Origin of the sequence: Mycobacterium sp. (genome assembly GCF_036490025.1) — a bacterium.
Classification (GTDB): domain Bacteria; phylum Actinomycetota; class Actinomycetes; order Mycobacteriales; family Mycobacteriaceae; genus Mycobacterium.
Map to the genome: position 1 here is coordinate 1 of NZ_DASXEP010000029.1, position 15,340 is coordinate 15,340.

Annotated in this window: 16 protein-coding genes; 11 read left to right on the top strand and 5 right to left on the bottom strand. The window is 66.3% G+C overall.

All coding sequences use genetic code 11. The features are described 5' to 3' along the window. Positions 1-20 precede the first annotated feature (20 nt). Genes hypF through VGG53_RS03595 form a run of 7 tightly spaced genes read left to right on the top strand, consistent with a single transcriptional unit; the run spans position 21 to position 7,059 of the window. Positions 21-2,369 (top strand): carbamoyltransferase HypF, encoded by a 2,349-nt coding sequence (gene hypF / locus VGG53_RS03565; protein WP_331516628.1) that lies wholly within the window; start codon positions 21-23, stop codon positions 2,367-2,369. Further along, a complete protein-coding gene (locus VGG53_RS03570; protein ID WP_331516617.1) occupies positions 2,366-3,079 on the top strand; it encodes a HypC/HybG/HupF family hydrogenase formation chaperone in 714 nt (237 codons plus the stop codon). The genes hypF and VGG53_RS03570 overlap by 4 nt, the downstream gene beginning before the upstream one ends. Next, entirely contained in the window at positions 3,079-3,753 is a 675-nt protein-coding gene (locus VGG53_RS03575; protein ID WP_331516618.1) for an SIS domain-containing protein, read from the top strand. The genes VGG53_RS03570 and VGG53_RS03575 overlap by 1 nt, the downstream gene beginning before the upstream one ends. Then, positions 3,750-4,862: a hydrogenase expression/formation protein HypE gene (hypE, locus tag VGG53_RS03580; RefSeq protein ID WP_331516619.1), complete on the top strand. Its 1,113-nt coding sequence runs from the start codon at positions 3,750-3,752 to the stop codon at positions 4,860-4,862. Before VGG53_RS03575 ends, hypE begins: the two co-directional genes overlap by 4 nt. A 31-nt stretch (positions 4,863-4,893) precedes the next feature. Next, positions 4,894-5,166 carry a HypC/HybG/HupF family hydrogenase formation chaperone gene (locus tag VGG53_RS03585; protein ID WP_331510571.1) on the top strand — a complete coding sequence of 91 codons (273 nt, stop codon included), beginning with the start codon at positions 4,894-4,896 and terminating at the stop codon, positions 5,164-5,166. Between the two features lie 12 nt (positions 5,167-5,178). Continuing rightward, positions 5,179-6,318, top strand: a complete 1,140-nt coding sequence (gene hypD / locus VGG53_RS03590; protein ID WP_331516620.1) for a hydrogenase formation protein HypD — start codon at positions 5,179-5,181, stop codon at positions 6,316-6,318. Between the two features lie 3 nt (positions 6,319-6,321). Further along, on the top strand, positions 6,322-7,059 hold the full coding sequence (locus tag VGG53_RS03595) for a DUF6390 family protein (RefSeq protein WP_331516621.1): 738 nt from the start codon (positions 6,322-6,324) through the stop codon (positions 7,057-7,059). On the opposite strand, the gene VGG53_RS03600 is transcribed toward VGG53_RS03595, so the two are convergent. Further along, complete coding sequence (locus VGG53_RS03600) at positions 7,056-7,547, bottom strand: Fur family transcriptional regulator (protein WP_331516622.1); 492 nt, start codon at positions 7,545-7,547, stop codon at positions 7,056-7,058. The genes VGG53_RS03595 and VGG53_RS03600 overlap by 4 nt on opposite strands. Positions 7,548-7,618: 71 nt before the next feature. On the opposite strand from VGG53_RS03600, the gene VGG53_RS03605 reads away from it, so the two are divergent. The 4 genes from VGG53_RS03605 to VGG53_RS03620 all read left to right on the top strand — a co-directional run bounded on the left by VGG53_RS03605 (position 7,619) and on the right by VGG53_RS03620 (position 11,822). Beyond that, a complete protein-coding gene (locus VGG53_RS03605; RefSeq protein ID WP_331516623.1) occupies positions 7,619-8,737 on the top strand; it encodes a nucleotide pyrophosphatase/phosphodiesterase family protein in 1,119 nt (372 codons plus the stop codon). 139 nt (positions 8,738-8,876) lie between these two features. Further along, a complete protein-coding gene (locus VGG53_RS03610) occupies positions 8,877-9,995 on the top strand; it encodes a HoxN/HupN/NixA family nickel/cobalt transporter (RefSeq protein ID WP_331516624.1) in 1,119 nt (372 codons plus the stop codon). A gap of 262 nt (positions 9,996-10,257) precedes the next feature. Further along, positions 10,258-10,557, top strand: a complete 300-nt coding sequence (locus VGG53_RS03615; RefSeq protein WP_331516625.1) for a PE family protein — start codon at positions 10,258-10,260, stop codon at positions 10,555-10,557. Positions 10,558-10,568: 11 nt separating this feature from the next. Beyond that, positions 10,569-11,822, top strand: a complete 1,254-nt coding sequence (locus tag VGG53_RS03620) for a PPE family protein (protein WP_331516626.1) — start codon at positions 10,569-10,571, stop codon at positions 11,820-11,822. A gap of 9 nt (positions 11,823-11,831) precedes the next feature. Here VGG53_RS03620 and VGG53_RS03625 read toward each other — a convergent pair whose 3' ends face one another. From VGG53_RS03625 to VGG53_RS03640, 4 genes are read right to left on the bottom strand one after another with little or no spacing between them, the layout of a single operon-like run. Beyond that, on the bottom strand, positions 11,832-12,605 hold the full coding sequence (locus tag VGG53_RS03625; protein ID WP_331516629.1) for a 3-oxoacyl-ACP reductase: 774 nt from the start codon (positions 12,603-12,605) through the stop codon (positions 11,832-11,834). A 55-nt stretch (positions 12,606-12,660) separates the two neighbouring features. Further along, a complete protein-coding gene (locus tag VGG53_RS03630; protein ID WP_331516630.1) occupies positions 12,661-13,374 on the bottom strand; it encodes a gamma-glutamyl-gamma-aminobutyrate hydrolase family protein in 714 nt (237 codons plus the stop codon). A gap of 7 nt (positions 13,375-13,381) precedes the next feature. Next, entirely contained in the window at positions 13,382-14,764 is a 1,383-nt protein-coding gene (locus VGG53_RS03635; RefSeq protein WP_331516627.1) for a glutamine synthetase family protein, read from the bottom strand. Next, positions 14,761-15,312 (bottom strand): alpha/beta hydrolase, encoded by a 552-nt coding sequence (locus tag VGG53_RS03640; protein ID WP_331516631.1) that lies wholly within the window; start codon positions 15,310-15,312, stop codon positions 14,761-14,763. The genes VGG53_RS03635 and VGG53_RS03640 overlap by 4 nt, the downstream gene beginning before the upstream one ends. Between the last annotated feature and the right edge of the window lie 28 nt (positions 15,313-15,340).

Below are 15,340 nucleotides of genomic sequence, written 5' to 3' on the forward strand. Positions count from 1 at the left end.
GATGGGCCGGGGCCGCGACGATGACTGACACGCTGATGCACGTCGATGGCGTCCGGCAAGACGTCCGACAACGGGTCACCGTGACCGGTGTCGTTCAGGGGGTGGGGTTCCGTCCGTTCGTCCACCGGATCGCCACCGAGCTTGGGCTGAACGGATTCGTCGGCAACGATTCGGGCGCGGTCTTCCTCGAAGTGCAGGGACGTGGCGCACTCATTGACGAATTCCGTCGCCGGCTACGCGCCGAGGCGCCACCATTGGCGGCGATCAGTGCTGTCCACGTCGTCGATGTCGACACTGACACGCTGTGCGACAGCGGGTTTCGCATCGTGGAAAGCCAGCCGGTTGCCGGTGCCACCACCCCGATCCCGCCCGACATCGCCGTCTGCGACGACTGCATCGCCGAGCTGTTCGAGCCGAGCGACCGTCGTTACCGGCACCCCTTCGTGACGTGCACCAACTGCGGTCCCCGGTTCACCATCATCCATGCCTTGCCCTACGACCGACCGGCCACCACCATGTCCGCGTTCGCCATGTGCGAACGCTGCGCCGCCGAATACCAGGACCCGGCCGACCGCCGCTTCCACGCGCAGCCGATCGCCTGCCCGGACTGCGGGCCGTCGCTGTGGTTCGCGGCGCACGCCGAGCGGGTCACCGGATCCGATGCCGCGCTGCGGGCCACCCAACAGGCACTGGCCGCGGGCGCCGTGGTCGCAATCAAGGGCGTCGGCGGCTATCACCTGGCTTGCCGGGTCGACGACGACTCGGCCGTCGTTGGGCTGCGGACCCGAAAAGCAAGGGGCGCCAAGCCGTTCGCCGTGCTGGTGCGGGATCTCGAGGTTGCGCGCGGCTACGCACACATCGACGACGCCGAAGCCACGGTGCTCTCAGGTGTCGCGCGGCCCATCGTGCTGTTGCGGCGCCGCCGAGACGCGCCGCTCGCCGACGCCGTCGCACCCGGCAGCCCACTGGTCGGGCTGATGCTGCCGTACTCGCCGATCCATCACCTACTGCTCGCGCCGGTCCCGGGTGTCGATGCACCGGCACCCGACGCCCTGGTTCTGACCAGCGCCAACCGCTCCGATGATCCCATCTGCTTCACCGAAAGTGATGCCGCGCACCGTCTTCCACCACTATGCGACGCGGTGCTCGACCACGACCGGCCGATCCATGTGCCCTGCGACGATTCCGTGGTGCGGGTGGTCGACAACGATGAGCTGCCGATCCGGCGGTCCCGCGGCTACGCGCCGCTGCCCGTCGACCTCGGCCGCGACGGCCCAGCGGTGCTGGCCGTCGGCGGCGAATTGAAGAACACCTTCTGCCTCACCGATGGTGCACGCGCATACTTGTCTGGGCACATCGGTGACATGGAGACACTGGAAACCCTGCGGGCGTTCGAACGCGCGGTGGGCCAACTCAGTGAAATCCGGCACCAGCCGGTGCGATTGGCCGCCGACCTGCACCCCGGGTATCACACCCGCAGTTGGGCGGAGCGCCGCGCCGGCGATCGGCCACTGGATCTGATTCAGCACCACCACGCGCACGTGGTGTCGCTGCTGGCCGAGCACGGACGTCTCGGTGAACCCGTGATCGGCGTTTCGTTTGACGGCACCGGATATGGCTGCGATCAAACGATTTGGGGGGGCGAGATTCTCAAGCTCGGGCCTGACAGCCACCGGTTCGTTCGGGTCGGCCACCTGTTGCCGGTGCCGCTGCCGGGAGGTGATGCGGCCGTGCGCAATCCGTGGCGGATGGCGCTCTCTCAGTTGTGGACAGCCGGAATCGACTGGACACCGGATTTGGCCCCGGTGACTGCCGCGACGCCGGCCGAACTGCGGCTCACCCGTTCACAATTGGAATCCGGTACCGGATGCGTGCCGTGCTCGAGCATGGGGCGGCTGTTCGACGCGGTCGCATCGCTGCTGGGAGTGCGGCAGCGTATCGATTACGAAGGCCAGGCCGCCATCGAGCTCGAGGCGCTCGCCGATTCCATGGACGACGCGGCGGGACCGGAACTGAGACTAGCGGTCCGCCCCGACGGGGTGATCGACCCCGCCGGCATGCTGCGGGCGATGGTGTCGGCCCTGCGCGCAGGCATGCTACCGGCGGTGCTGGCCGCCGAGTTTCACCGGGCGGTCGCGGTCGCCGTCACCGAGGCGGTGCGCAAGGTCGCCGGGCCGGTGCGGTTGGTGGGCCTTACCGGCGGAGTGTTCCAGAATGTGTTGCTGCTGCGCGGGTGCCGACAATATCTGCAGCAGGCGGGATTCGAAGTGCTGACCCATCACACGGTGCCACCCAACGACGGCGGGCTGGCGCTGGGTCAGGCCGCGATCTCCGTGCTGACCGCGCTGGCAGAGGCCGAGTTGCGATGACCACCACGGCGATCGATCGCGGGGTTGGCGCCGAGCTGGCCGCCGATCTGGCCGCGGCCGCCTTCACCCTGGCCAAGCGGTTCGCGTCGGGTGCGACCATGTGGTCCCTTGCGCCGTCGTGGGAACCGCATGCGCTGCACATCGCGGTCGAGTTCGTGCACCCGGTGATCATGGGAAAGCGGGCACTCCCGGCCGTTGCCCTGACCGGTCCGAACCTGGTCGATCTGGTGCGGGTGTCGGTTAGGCCCGGCGACATTGTGATCGGGGTGGGTGCCGCCGCCGACCTCGACCTGCGTTCGGTGATGCGCCGCAGCCCAGCCTGGGGCGCCACCACGATCTGGATCGGCAGCGGTGAACGGCCCGTGGCGGGGATGGCCGATCACGTGCTGTGGCTCGATGACCCCGATCCGCGCGTCGCGGCGACGGGCGGCTTCGTGCTGTTCTATCACCTGTTGTGGGAACTCACCCACGTGTGTTTCGAGCATTCGGGATTGCTCAAACCCGAATCTGCCGAACAGATTTGCATCACCTGCAGTGATGAGGGACGCCTCGGCGAGGTGGTGTCGCCGTCGGCCGACGGGATGGCCGAGGTGCGCACCGCGCGCGGTGTCGAGAACGTGGCAACGGCGCTGATCGACCCGGTTGCCGCCGGCGAGCTGGTGCTGGTGCACGCCGGGACCGCGATCAGCCGCATCGAGGAGGACGTCTGATGGAACGCGCCGGCGAAGAGCCCACCAACTTCTTGTATCCGTTCATCGATGCACAGGAGGACGACCCGCAATCGCTGCTTGCCGATCTCGCCGCGTCAGCGCAGGCAAAGGCCGCCGAGAGTTTGACGCTGCGGCGCACCACACTGGAAGCCAGCGCCGAGCTGCTGGATCACGCTGCTACCGAGATGGCACGCCGCTTCGCGTCCGGCGGGCGGATGTTCACCTTCGGAAACGGCGGCAGCTGCACCGATTCCACCACTTTGGCCGCGTTGTTCTCCCGCCCGCCGACCGGAAAGCCGCTACCCGCTTGGTCGTTGACCGCAGATCAGGCGATTGTGACCGCGCTGGGTAACGACGTCGGGTTCGAGCTGGTGTTCGCCCGCCAGTTGATCGCCCGAGCGAAGACCGGCGACATCGCGATCGCGATGTCGACCAGCGGTAATTCGCCCAACCTGCTGGCCGCGCTGGCCGAGGCGCGCCAACGTGGTTTGTACACCATTGGTTTCGCCGGATATGACGGCGGCGCGTTCGCGGACAACCCAAATGTGGATGTCTGCTTCCTCGTTCGCTCGCAAAGCGTGCATCGGATTCAGGAATCCCAAGCGCTGCTGGGCTATCAGCTGTGGTGGGCCACCCAGCAACGGGCCGACGGTCAAGGTTTGGGGGCGGCATGAGCAAGTCAGCAGGTGAATACCTGTCGTCGGGGCCGGGGTTCGCCGAGGGCGAGGTAATCGAGCGGATCGAGTCGTTCCGCAGACGCCGCCCCCGGTTGCTCGACGACCACGTGAACCTGGCGCACGGAGCGGGCGGCAAGGCCTCGGCCGCGCTGGTCGATGCGGTGTTTGTGGAGGCATTCCGCAACCCGCTGCTGGAGTCGCTGGGCGACGGCGCGGTTATCAGGCTGCCCGGCGGTGAGCGGCTGGCGATGTCCACCGATTCATTCGTGGTGCAGCCCAGGCGTTTTCCCGGTGGCTCCATCGGCGAGCTCGCTGTACACGGCACCTGCAACGACGTCGCGATGACCGGCGCGGTGCCGTCTTGGATCTCGGCGGCGTTCGTGCTGGAAGAGGGTTTTCCGATCGCCGAGCTGAAGGAGATCGTCGCCGACATGGCCGCGGCGGCGGCCAAAGCGGGCGTGCAGATCGTCACCGGGGATACCAAGGTGGTGCCCAGGGGTGCCGCCGACGGCATGTTCGTCACCACCACCGGGGCCGGAGTCGTTCCCGCGGGACGCAACCTTTCAGCCGCGTCGGTACGCGCCGGCGACAAGGTGCTCTTGTCGGGCTCGATGGGCGATCACGGCATGGCGGTGATGCTGGCCCGGGGTGATCTGGCCATCGAGGCCGACATCCATTCCGACACTGCGTCAGTCAGCCCGCTGGTGGAACTGCTGATGGCGGCCGCGCCGTCCACCCGGTGGCTGCGGGACGCCACCCGGGGCGGGGTCGGGACCGTCTGCAACGAATTGGCTCAGGCCTGCGGCCTCGGAGTGCTGCTCGAGGAGGAGCGACTGCCCGTGCGGCCCATGGTGAATGGCGCCTGCGAGCTGCTTGGCATCGATCCGCTCTACGTCGCCAACGAGGGCAAGTTCGTCGCCGTCGTCGCCCCCGACGAGGCCGACGCCGGGCTGGCCGCGTTACGCTCGCATCCGCTGGGCGGCGACGCGGCCGAGGTCGGCGAAATCGTCACCGAACCCGCGGAAAGCGTGGTGTTACGTACCGGGTTCGGCGGCACCCGGATCGTCGACATGCTCGTCGGCGACCCGCTGCCCCGGATCTGTTGAGGACCCGAGACAAAGAAAGGAGTGACCGCTCATGTGTCTGGGAATTCCGGGTCGGATCGTTGAGATCACCGATCCGGCAAACTATTTGGCGAAGGTGGATGTCAGCGGCGTGCAGCGCACGATCAGCGTGCGGCTGCTGGAAAGCGACATGCCCGAGCCCGACGACTGGGTGCTGGTCCATGTCGGGTTCGCGATGGCAAAGATCGACGAGACCGAGGCGTTACTGACCCTGGCCGCCGTCAAGAAGCTCGGTGAGGCCTATACCACCGAAGTCGAGGCCTTCGACTCCTCGGCGATTGTCTAAGGGAGGGCGACGATGAAATTCGTTGACGAGTTCCGCGATCCGGCTGCGGCCCGCAAGCTGTTGGCTGCCATCGAGCACTTGGCGGGAAGCGGCCCCGACCACTTCAAGTTCATGGAGGTCTGCGGCGGGCACACCCACACCATTTACCGGCACGGCATCGAACACCTGCTGCCCGACAACGTCGAACTGGTCCACGGCCCGGGGTGTCCGGTCTGCGTGATCCCGATGGGTCGTATCGACGACGCGATGTGGCTGGCCGGCCAAACCGACGTGATCTTCACCTGTTTCGGCGACATGATGCGGGTGCCCGGGTCGACCGGCAGTCTGCTGGACGCCAAGGCACGCGGCGCCGATGTCCGGTTCGTCTACTCCCCGCTCGACGCGCTCAAGATCGCTGTCGACAACCCCGACAAACACGTGGTGTTCTTCGCCATCGGCTTCGAGACCACCGCCCCGTCGACCGCTGTGACGCTGGTTCGTGCCCGCGAGCTTGGCCTGCGAAATTTCAGTGTGTTCTGCAACCACGTCACGATCGTGCCACCAATCAAGGCCATCCTGGAATCACCGGACCTGCGGCTGTCCGGCTTCATCGGCCCCGGGCACGTGTCGACCGTGGTGGGTAACCGGCCGTACCGGTTCGTGCCCGACGTGTACGGAAAGCCGTTGGTGGTGGCCGGATTCGAGCCACTGGATATTCTGGCTGCGGTGACCATGCTGCTACGCCAGATCCGTGAAGGCCGATGCGAGGTGGAGAACCAGTACAAACGCGTGGTGCCCGAAAACGGCAACCCGGCGGCGCTGGCGCTGATGGGTTCGGTGTTCGCGTTGCGCCCGCATTTCGAATGGCGTGGGCTGGGTTTCATCTCGCAGAGCGCGCTGCGGCTGCATGACGACTTCGCGGAGTTTGACGCCGAACTCCGGTTCTCGATGCCCGGCGTGCGGGTCGCCGACCCCAAGGCGTGCCAGTGCGGCGAGGTGCTCAAAGGTGTGCTCAAACCTTGGGAATGCAAGGTTTTCGGTACCGCATGCACCCCGGAGACCCCGATCGGCACCTGCATGGTGTCACCCGAGGGAGCATGCGCGGCCTACTACAATTTCGGCCGCATGCACCGCGACGCCGTCAAGCTGGTGAGTCAATCCGGCCGGGGGTGACAGTTGGACCCGGATAGCCGCGGGCCAGAGATGTTCGCCCGCTACGCGTATGCCCCGAACGCACTGGGCTTTTGCGGTCCCCCGCTGGGCGCGACGTTGCGCGACGGATCGATCGAGGATGTGCGGCTGGCCGCGACACATTTTTCCGGCGCCTGGCCCTACCTGCGAGTGCTCGCGAAGATGACCGGCATCCGCGATCCGCTGGATTACCGGCTTGTCGAGTCGTACTGGCTGGGCGGTGGCGTCGGCGCCGAACTTGACGCCGGCGAGCTTTTCGACGCATTGCTGGCCATCATCGGCCCGCAGGCAGGCCGTTACTGGTCGCATCTCACGCCGGACCTGGCGAGTGAAGCGGCCGGGAATCACTGCTTTCATGTGTTCGGCGTTTATCCCTGGACGCGGTTTTTAGGCCGGGGTACCGACGAGCAGCCGCTGAGTGTATTGGACAATTGCCGGATTACTTGGGGCACAGTGCGTTCCCGCGATGGGGACAGCGTTGAGGTGATGTGCCGGCGGCTGGCGTGGGACGGACACGCGCTGACCCTGTCCGAGCCGTCGGCGCGCCGACTCGACGTCTGGGCCGATGGGTACAGCGCGATGCCCGACGTGGATGTCGGTGACGAGATTGCGCTGCACTGGGGTCGGCTGTGCGGCCGGTTGCAATCCCACCAGATCCAGGCGCTGGCCGACAGCACCACCCGCCAGCTCCACGCGACGAATCAGCGCCTGGCCCACGTCTAGCGTCGGGGCCGGCCGGCGTCCCCTGGTCCGTCACCCTGGCACTGCGGGCACAGCCCGTGCAGGGTGAGGCCGGCACGCTCGGACAGCGTGAACGAACTGCCCGCCATCGCATGTTGCAGCGCAGCGGCCAGTCGTCCCGCGGGCACTTCGATGATCGAGCCGCAGCGCGTGCACACCGCGTGATGGTGAGGGTCGGCAGCCAACCCGTAGGTGGTCACCCCGCCCTCCATGGTCAGCGCATGCAACACACCCTGGTCGACCAGGGTGATCACCGTGCGGTAGATCGTCGCCAGGTCTGGCGGCTGGTCTTCGGCCGGCAGGCACTCGTGCAGCCGCTGGTCGATCTCGGCAACCGACAGATGACCGTGGACCGGCTCCAGCACTGCCAAGACTGCGATCCGGGAGGCCATCCGACGCAGCCCATGAGCGCGCAGCAGCTCGCCGATCCGCTCGATGACGGCCGGATCCAAAGCCGAGGGCCTGGCCATTCGTCCAGTATCACGCAGCCGATCGTCGAATCGCACCCAATGGCCGGATCGGACGCTGTCAGACTGACGCTATGTCCGGTTCGATCTGCGATGTGCTGCCTGCTGCCGCGGCGTTGCTTTCGGTCGACGGGGCGGTGGACGCGTTGGGGCTGACCGCGCGGGTCGGCGAGGTGCGGCGCGTTGTGGTCGTTCTCGTTGATGGGATGGGCTGGCACCTACTACCGAAACTGGCCGGCCACGCACCGCTGCTGGCCTCGGTGCTGGCCGGCGACGTTGGCCGGCTTGACGAACTCGCCTGCACCTTCCCCTCCACCACGCCGACCAGCCTGGCGTCGTTGGCCACTGGGGTCCCACCGGGCCGCCACGGGATTTTAGGTTTCACGGTCAAGCTGCCCGAGACCGATCGGGTGCTCAACCACATCTGGTGGCGCGACGACCCGCCGGCCAGCCAATGGCAGCCCGTCCCAACATGGTTCGAACGGCTGCATTGGGCCGGCATCGGTGCTCGTGCCGTGCTGCCCGCGGCGTTCTTCGGCACCGGCCTCACCGAGGCGGCATACCGCGGTGCGCAGTTCATCACTGCGAACAATGACGACGACTACGCCCAGCTGGTGGTCGACCAGCTACCCGCCGAACCCGGGTTGGTCTACGCATACACCTCCGCATTAGACACCGCGGCGCACCTGTTCGGTATCGGCTCACCCGAGTGGCACGCCGCCGGGACCTATGTGGATGCGCTGCTCAGCCGGATGGTCGAGGCGTTGCCACCGGATGCCGCACTGCTGATCACCGCGGACCACGGCGGGTTGAATGTGCCGGAATCTCAGCGGATCGACCTTGACGCCGATTCGCGCTTGACTGCCGGGGTGCGCGTCGTAGCCGGCGATCCGCGGGTGCGCTACCTGCACACCGAGCCGGGCGCGGCTTCCGACGTGATCGCCGCCTGGAGCGAGCTGTTGAATGGGCGAGCCGACGTGCGCAGCCGCGACGACGCGGTCACGGCCGGGCTCTTCGGATCCGTGCGACCCGATCACCTGCCGCGGATCGGCGATGTCGTCGTCAGCTGTCTGGGTGACACGGCGCTGCTGGCCAGCGCCCATGAGCCGCCAGAAGTGGCTCAGCTCATCGGCTTCCATGGAGCCGGCGACCCGGTCGAGATGGCGATCCCGCTGATCACCTTCCAGGGCTGACCGAAGCGCTGCACTGTACCCGATTGCCCGAAATTCCACCTGCAAAATACTCGCAGAATTCCTGCGAATCGTCTGCAAGACGTTTTCCCGTGGTTTACCGTTGACAGCGGCCGGGGTTTGTAGCCAGATGGGACGCGACATGGCCGCTGACACACTCAGCAGGCAATCCTCGTCGCGCTCTCGACTACGCGGGGCTTTGACGCCCGACGAGTGGCTACGCCTGGGATCGATGTTTGCGATCATTCTTGGACTGCATGTGATCGGTTGGGGCACACTGATACTCGTCGTCGAGCCGGCGCATTTGAGCATCGGGGACAAAGCATTCGGTATCGGCATCGGCCTGACCGCCTACACGCTCGGGCTACGCCACGCATTCGACGCCGACCACATCGCCGCGATCGACAACACCACCCGCAAACTGATGAACGACGGGCAGCGGCCGCTTGGCGTCGGCTTCTTCTTCTCCCTGGGCCACTCGTCGGTGGTTTTCGGGCTGGCACTGTTCATCGCATTCGGGCTCAAGGCAATAATCGGGCCGGTCGAGCAGGACTCTTCGGCCCTGCATCACTACACCAGCCTGATCGGCACCAGCGTCTCGGGCGCGTTCTTGTACGTGATCGCGATCATCAACGTGGTCATCCTGGTGGGCATCGTGCGCGTATTCGCGCAAATGCGCCGCGGCCACTACGACGAAGACGAACTCGAAGCGCAGCTGAACAATCGCGGACTGGTCAATCGGCTGCTCGGACGCTTCACCAAATCGGTTAGCGCGTCGTGGCATATGTATCCGATCGGAGTGCTGTTCGGCCTGGGCTTCGATACCGCTACCGAAGTTGCGCTGCTGGTGCTGGCCGGCACCAGCGCCGCTGCCGGACTGCCGTGGTATGCCATCTTGTGCCTGCCGGTGTTGTTCACCGCGGGCATGTGTTTGCTGGACACCATTGACGGCTCGTTCATGAATTTCGCTTATGGCTGGGCCTTTTCGAATCCGGTTCGCAAGGTCTACTACAACATCACCATCACCGGCCTGTCGGTGGTCGTCGCCCTGCTCATCGGCACGGTCGAATTGCTAGGTCTGTTGGCCGGGCAGTTCGGCTGGACAAACGGATTCTGGAGCTGGCTGGGCGGGATCGATCTCAACGCAATTGGATTTCTCATCGTCGGCCTGTTCGCGGTCACCTGGGCCGGCGCCTTGCTGATCTGGCGCTACGGGCGCATCGAGGAGAAGTGGACGGTGCAGGCGGAACGCGTCGCCTGAGACGCGTTGACGACAAGTCGGCTTGGGTTCACCCCAGGTCGCGATCTCCACCGCGCCCGACCCGGGTGCGAGACCCAAGATCGTTACAGCCCTGAGCTGAGGCGGCTTTTGCCGCCGACACAAATCGATGACCGCAGATTTCCATCCGGTCCCCGTTGCGGTGCTTGCTGTCTGCAATCAGCCTGCGCCGAAACATTTTTCACGCAGGTCCGCGCCGCGGGCTTGCGTCGCCGTCGTGCGCCCTGATTCAAAGGAGAACCCAATGTCGTTCGTATCCATCGTACCGGATTTTCTATCCACCGCAGCGGACAACCTTCAATCCGTCGGCGTGAGACTTCAAGCGCAGAACACCGCAGCGGTGGTACCGACCACCGGTCTGATCCCGCCCGCCTCCGACCAGGTATCCACTTTGACAGCAATGCAATTCGCTGCACATGCGCACGCCTACCAGGCGGTTAGCGCGCAGGCCGCGGCGGTTCATCAGATGTTCGTGACGATGTTGGCGGCCGCCGCCGACTCGTACGCCACCACCGAGGCCGCCAACGCGGCTGCTACCGGATAAGAGGGTTTGCAATGGATTTCGCAACATTACCGCCAGAAGTCAATTCCGGGCTGATGTACGCCGGTCCAGGTTCCGGGCCGGTAATCGCAGCGGCCGCGTCCTGGAACAGTCTGGCCACCGAGGTGTCCTCGGCGGCAGTTGATTACGGGTCGGTGATCTCCGGTCTCACCAGCGGTCCATGGCGAGGTCCGGCGTCGGCGTTAATGGCGGCCGCCGCTGCACCATACGTGTCGTGGATGAATGCCACTGCCGCGCAGGCCGAACAGGCCGCCAACCAAGCCAAAGCGGCGGCCAGTGCCTACGAAACTGCGTTCACAGCGACGGTGCCCCCACCGGTCATCGTTGCCAATCGGACGTTGTTGGCGTCGCTGATCTCCACCAATATCCTCGGCCAGAACACCCCCGCGATCGCGGCCACCGAAGCCCACTACGCCGAGATGTGGGCACAAGATGCCGGGGCGATGTACGGGTATGCCGGATCCGCGGCGGCTGCAACAACATTGGCGCCATTTGCTCAGCCGCCGGAGACCACGACGACGACCGGAGCCGCCGCGCAAGCAGCCACCGTCGGTCAGGCCACCGGAACGGGGACCCAGGCGACGCTGTCGCAACTGGTGAGTACGGTCCCCGCTGCGCTACAGGAGTTGGCCTCCCCCGTGTCGTCGACATCGTCGACTTCGGGTCTCAACGGCATCATGAGCTGGCTGGGACTGGGCGGAACGAACCTCACCACCCCGGCGGGAATCCTGAGTTTCTTGTCCGGAGCCGATGGGTCCCCACTGGGTGCCTTGTTGAACGACAACGGCTTGAACACGCTGTTCTCCTCCGGCTTCTACATGCCGGGGAACTTCCTGGGCACAATGTCGGATTTCGTCGGGCTCGGAGGTGCCGGCGCGGCGTCGGAGGCCGCCGGAGATGCCGCTGCGGGAGCAGCGGCGGCGGCAGGCGGAATCGGTAGCGCGGTGGCGGCCCCGGCTGCGGGACTGGGCGAGCTCGGCGGTCTTGGCGGCGGCGTGTCGGCGGCAATGGGTCGTGGTGCGGCCATCGGCGCCTTGGCGGTGCCGCCCGGCTGGAATCCGGGCGTGGTGGCAACAAGCCCGCTGCCCGCGGTGTTGGGAGGTACGCCGCTCGCTCCTTCGCCTGCAGTCGCGGCCGGCGTGCCCGGCATGCCGTTCGCCACTGCGGCCGGAAACCATGCCGACGGCTCGACTCCACACTACGGGTTCCGCCCGACGGTGATGGCACACTCACCAGCGGCAGGATGACCGTGAGCGCTACCGCGGCGTGGTGTAGGCAGCGCTGATGCCGCCGTCGACCAAGTACGTCGCCGCGGTGATGAACGAAGCGTCATCGCTGGCCAAAAACGCTACGACAGCGGCGATTTCGTCGGCCTCACCGAATCGGCCCATCGGCACGTGCACCATCCGCCGTGCCGCGCGTTCGGGGTCCTTCGCGAAAAGCTCTTGCAGCAATGGGGTATTCACCGGACCTGGGCACAGCGCGTTGACCCGGATGCCCTGGCGGGCGAACTGTACACCGAGTTCGCGCGACATCGCTACCACCCCGCCTTTGGACGCGGTGTAGGAGATCTGCGAAGTCGCCGATCCCATCACCGCAACGAACGACGCGATGTTGACGATCGACCCGTGCCCTGCGGGCACCATGTGCCGCAACGCTGCCCGACAGCACAGGTATACCGATTTCAGGTTGACGTCTTGCACTCGCTGCCAGGCCGGTAGCTCGGTGTTCTCGATCAGGTCGTCGTCAGGTGGCGAGATGCCGGCGTTGTTGACCGCGATGTCGATCGAGCCGTAACGGGCAGCCGCGGTGTCGAAGAGACCGTTCACCGCGGTTTCGTCCGAAACATCCACGGGCACAAACAGTCCGCCCAGCTCGTCGGCCGCCGCGTTACCGGTTCGCTCGTCGATGTCGCCGATGACCACGGTGGCCCCCTCGGCATGCAGTCGCCGCGCCGAGGCCAGTCCGATACCGCCGCCACCACCGGTCACCACAGCGACCTTGCCGGCCAGTCGCCGGCTCAGGTCCACAGTCACTAGCGCCACTCCTCCTCATCGCTACGCTCTGCATCGTCGTCGGCGCGCATCAACGCCGCCCCTTCGCATATGCCCGCGCCGCCTCGACGATCGCCGAGAACAGTCGCAGGTCCTCCAGGCTTTCCTCCGGATGCCACTGCACGGCGAGCACAAAGCCGTGCCCGGGCAGCTCCAGCGCCTCGATCACACCATCGGCGTCCCAGCCGCTGACGATCAGGCCCTCCCCGACTTCGGCGATGGCCTGGTGGTGATAGCACCGCGCGTCGACGGATTCGCCGACCACTGCGGCCAGCCGGGTGCCGGCCACGGTACGCACCGGCAGCGTGGTGAACACCGCGTTGCCGGCCCGGTGTCCGCTGTGGCCGATCACGTCGGGCAGGTGCTGATGCAGCGTTCCGCCGAGCGCGACATTGAGCACCTGCGCGCCGCGGCAGATACCCAGCACCGGAAGCCGCCGCGCGAGCGCCGCGCGCAGCAGAGCGAACTCCCATGCGTCGCGCTGCTGTGCGGGTTGGTCGGTGTCGGGGTGCGGTTGTTGGCCATATGCGGCCGGATCGACATCCTTGCCGCCGGTAATCAGCAGGCCGTCCAAGCCGTCCAGAACACGCTCGGCGATCTCGGAGTCGACCGGCTGCGGCGGCAGCAGCACCGCCACCCCACCGGCCGAGCTGACGCCCTGAAAGTAAACGGCCGGAAGAAAACTCGCACGCACGTCCCAGACTCCGGTCTGCGCCTGCTCCAGATAGGTGGTCAGGCCGATCACCGGTGCTTTAGAACCGCTCAAAACCACGCACTCGCTCCCAATCGGTGACCGCCTTGTTGAACGCGGCCAGCTCGACGCGAGCGTTGTTGACGTAATGATCTACCACTTCATCCCCGAACGCCTGCCGAGCGACCGCCGACGCTTCGAAAAGCGCCGCAGCTTCGGCCAGGGTACCGGGCAACCGCTCGGCTGCTCCACCGTCGTCGTTGCCGCTCTGCTGATAGGCATCGCCCGTGCACGGTTCCGGCAACGGCAATTCGCGTTCGATACCGTGCAGCCCACCGGCGATCAGGGCCGCGACGGCCAGGTACTGGTTGACATCGCCGCCGGGCACCCGGCATTCCACCCGGATGCTGTCGCCGTGACCGACCACCCGCAGTGCGCAGGTCCGGTTGTCCACTCCCCACGCCACCACGGTGGGCGCGAAACTGCGATCGGCAAACCGCTTGTAGGAGTTGATGTTCGGCGCGCAAAACAGCGTCATCTCGCGCAGCGTCGCCAACTGGCCGGCAATGAAGCTGCGGAACGTCTGCGACATGCCGAGCGGTTGATCGTCGTCGGCGAACACCGCGGTGCCGTCCAACGAGCGAACAGACATGTGGATGTGGCAGCTGTTGCCTTCGCGCTCATCGTATTTCGACATGAACGTCAGCGACTTACCATGCTGGTCGGCGATTTCCTTCGCGCCGCTCTTGTAGATCCCGTGATTGTCGCAGGTGACCAGCGCCTCGTCGTAGCCGAAGCCGAGCTCCTGCTGTCCCCTGTTGCACTCCCCCTTGACCGCTTCCCAGCGCAGACCCGCCGACTGCATGTGCTGCCGAATATCGCGCAGCAGCGGCTCGATGCGGCTGGAGGCCATCACCGCGTAGTCCATGTTGTAGTCGCTGGCCGGAGTCAACCCGCGATAGCCATTGGCCCAGGCTTGGCGATACGTGTCGTCGAAGACGATGAACTCCAGTTCAGTGGCGACATAGGCACGCAGTCCGCGCTCAGCCAAGCGGTCCAACTGGCGGCGCAACACTCGACGCGGTGCGGGCTCGATGGCGGTGCCGTCGTGCCACACCGCATCGGCGAGCACCAGCGCTGTGCCGGGCAGCCACGGAATCCGCCGCAGCGTCGTCAGGTCCGGCTTCATCACCATGTCGCCGTAACCGGTGTCCCACCCCGACATCGCGTAGCCCGTGACGGTGTTCATGTCGACGTCGACGGCGAACAGGTAGTTGCAGCATTCGGCGCCGCTCTGCGCGACCTCGTCGAGGAAAAAGGCTGCCGAGACCCGCTTGCCCATCAGCCGGCCTTGCATATCGCTGAACGCGACGATCACCGTGTCCACATCACCGGCGGCGACCAATCGGCCGAGCTCGTCGCGCGACAAGTTCGCGTTCGTCACCAGGTGCTGGTGCGCAGGACGATCTCGGCGGCCAGTTGCGCCGTCGACTCGTGCGCATTGCGTCGTCCGAGCAACTCCACCACCCGGTAATCGCCGTAGACGAACCGCTGGCTGGCACGAGCCACCGAGTGCGCGGCGGGGCTGCTGACCAGCGCGGTTGTGTTGATCTCGACCGGTGGACAGTCGTCGTCGCGGACCACGCCGGCCTGGTCGGCGACGCGCGGATGGCCGCGGTCGATGACCACCAGGCCGGTGAACCGGTCCAGCCTTGTCGCGGCCAGCTCCCACGCCAGTTCGGCGCCGTCGCGGTCGCCGACCAACACACCCCAACTGATGTCCAGCACGTCGAGGATGCCCACCACCGACTTCGGCGTCAGGCGCGGGTCCGGGCCGACAACGATCGTGCGCAACGACGCCGTATGCAGACGCTCGCACAACGCCTCGTACGCGGTGAGTGCCCGCTGGGCTGCGCACAGCAGCACCACGACGGAGCCCTTCTCCGGACCGGTGTCGCAGACCTGGATGGGAAACCCGTCGACGGTAGTCATCATCGTCGAAGGCACCACAGCAAATTAC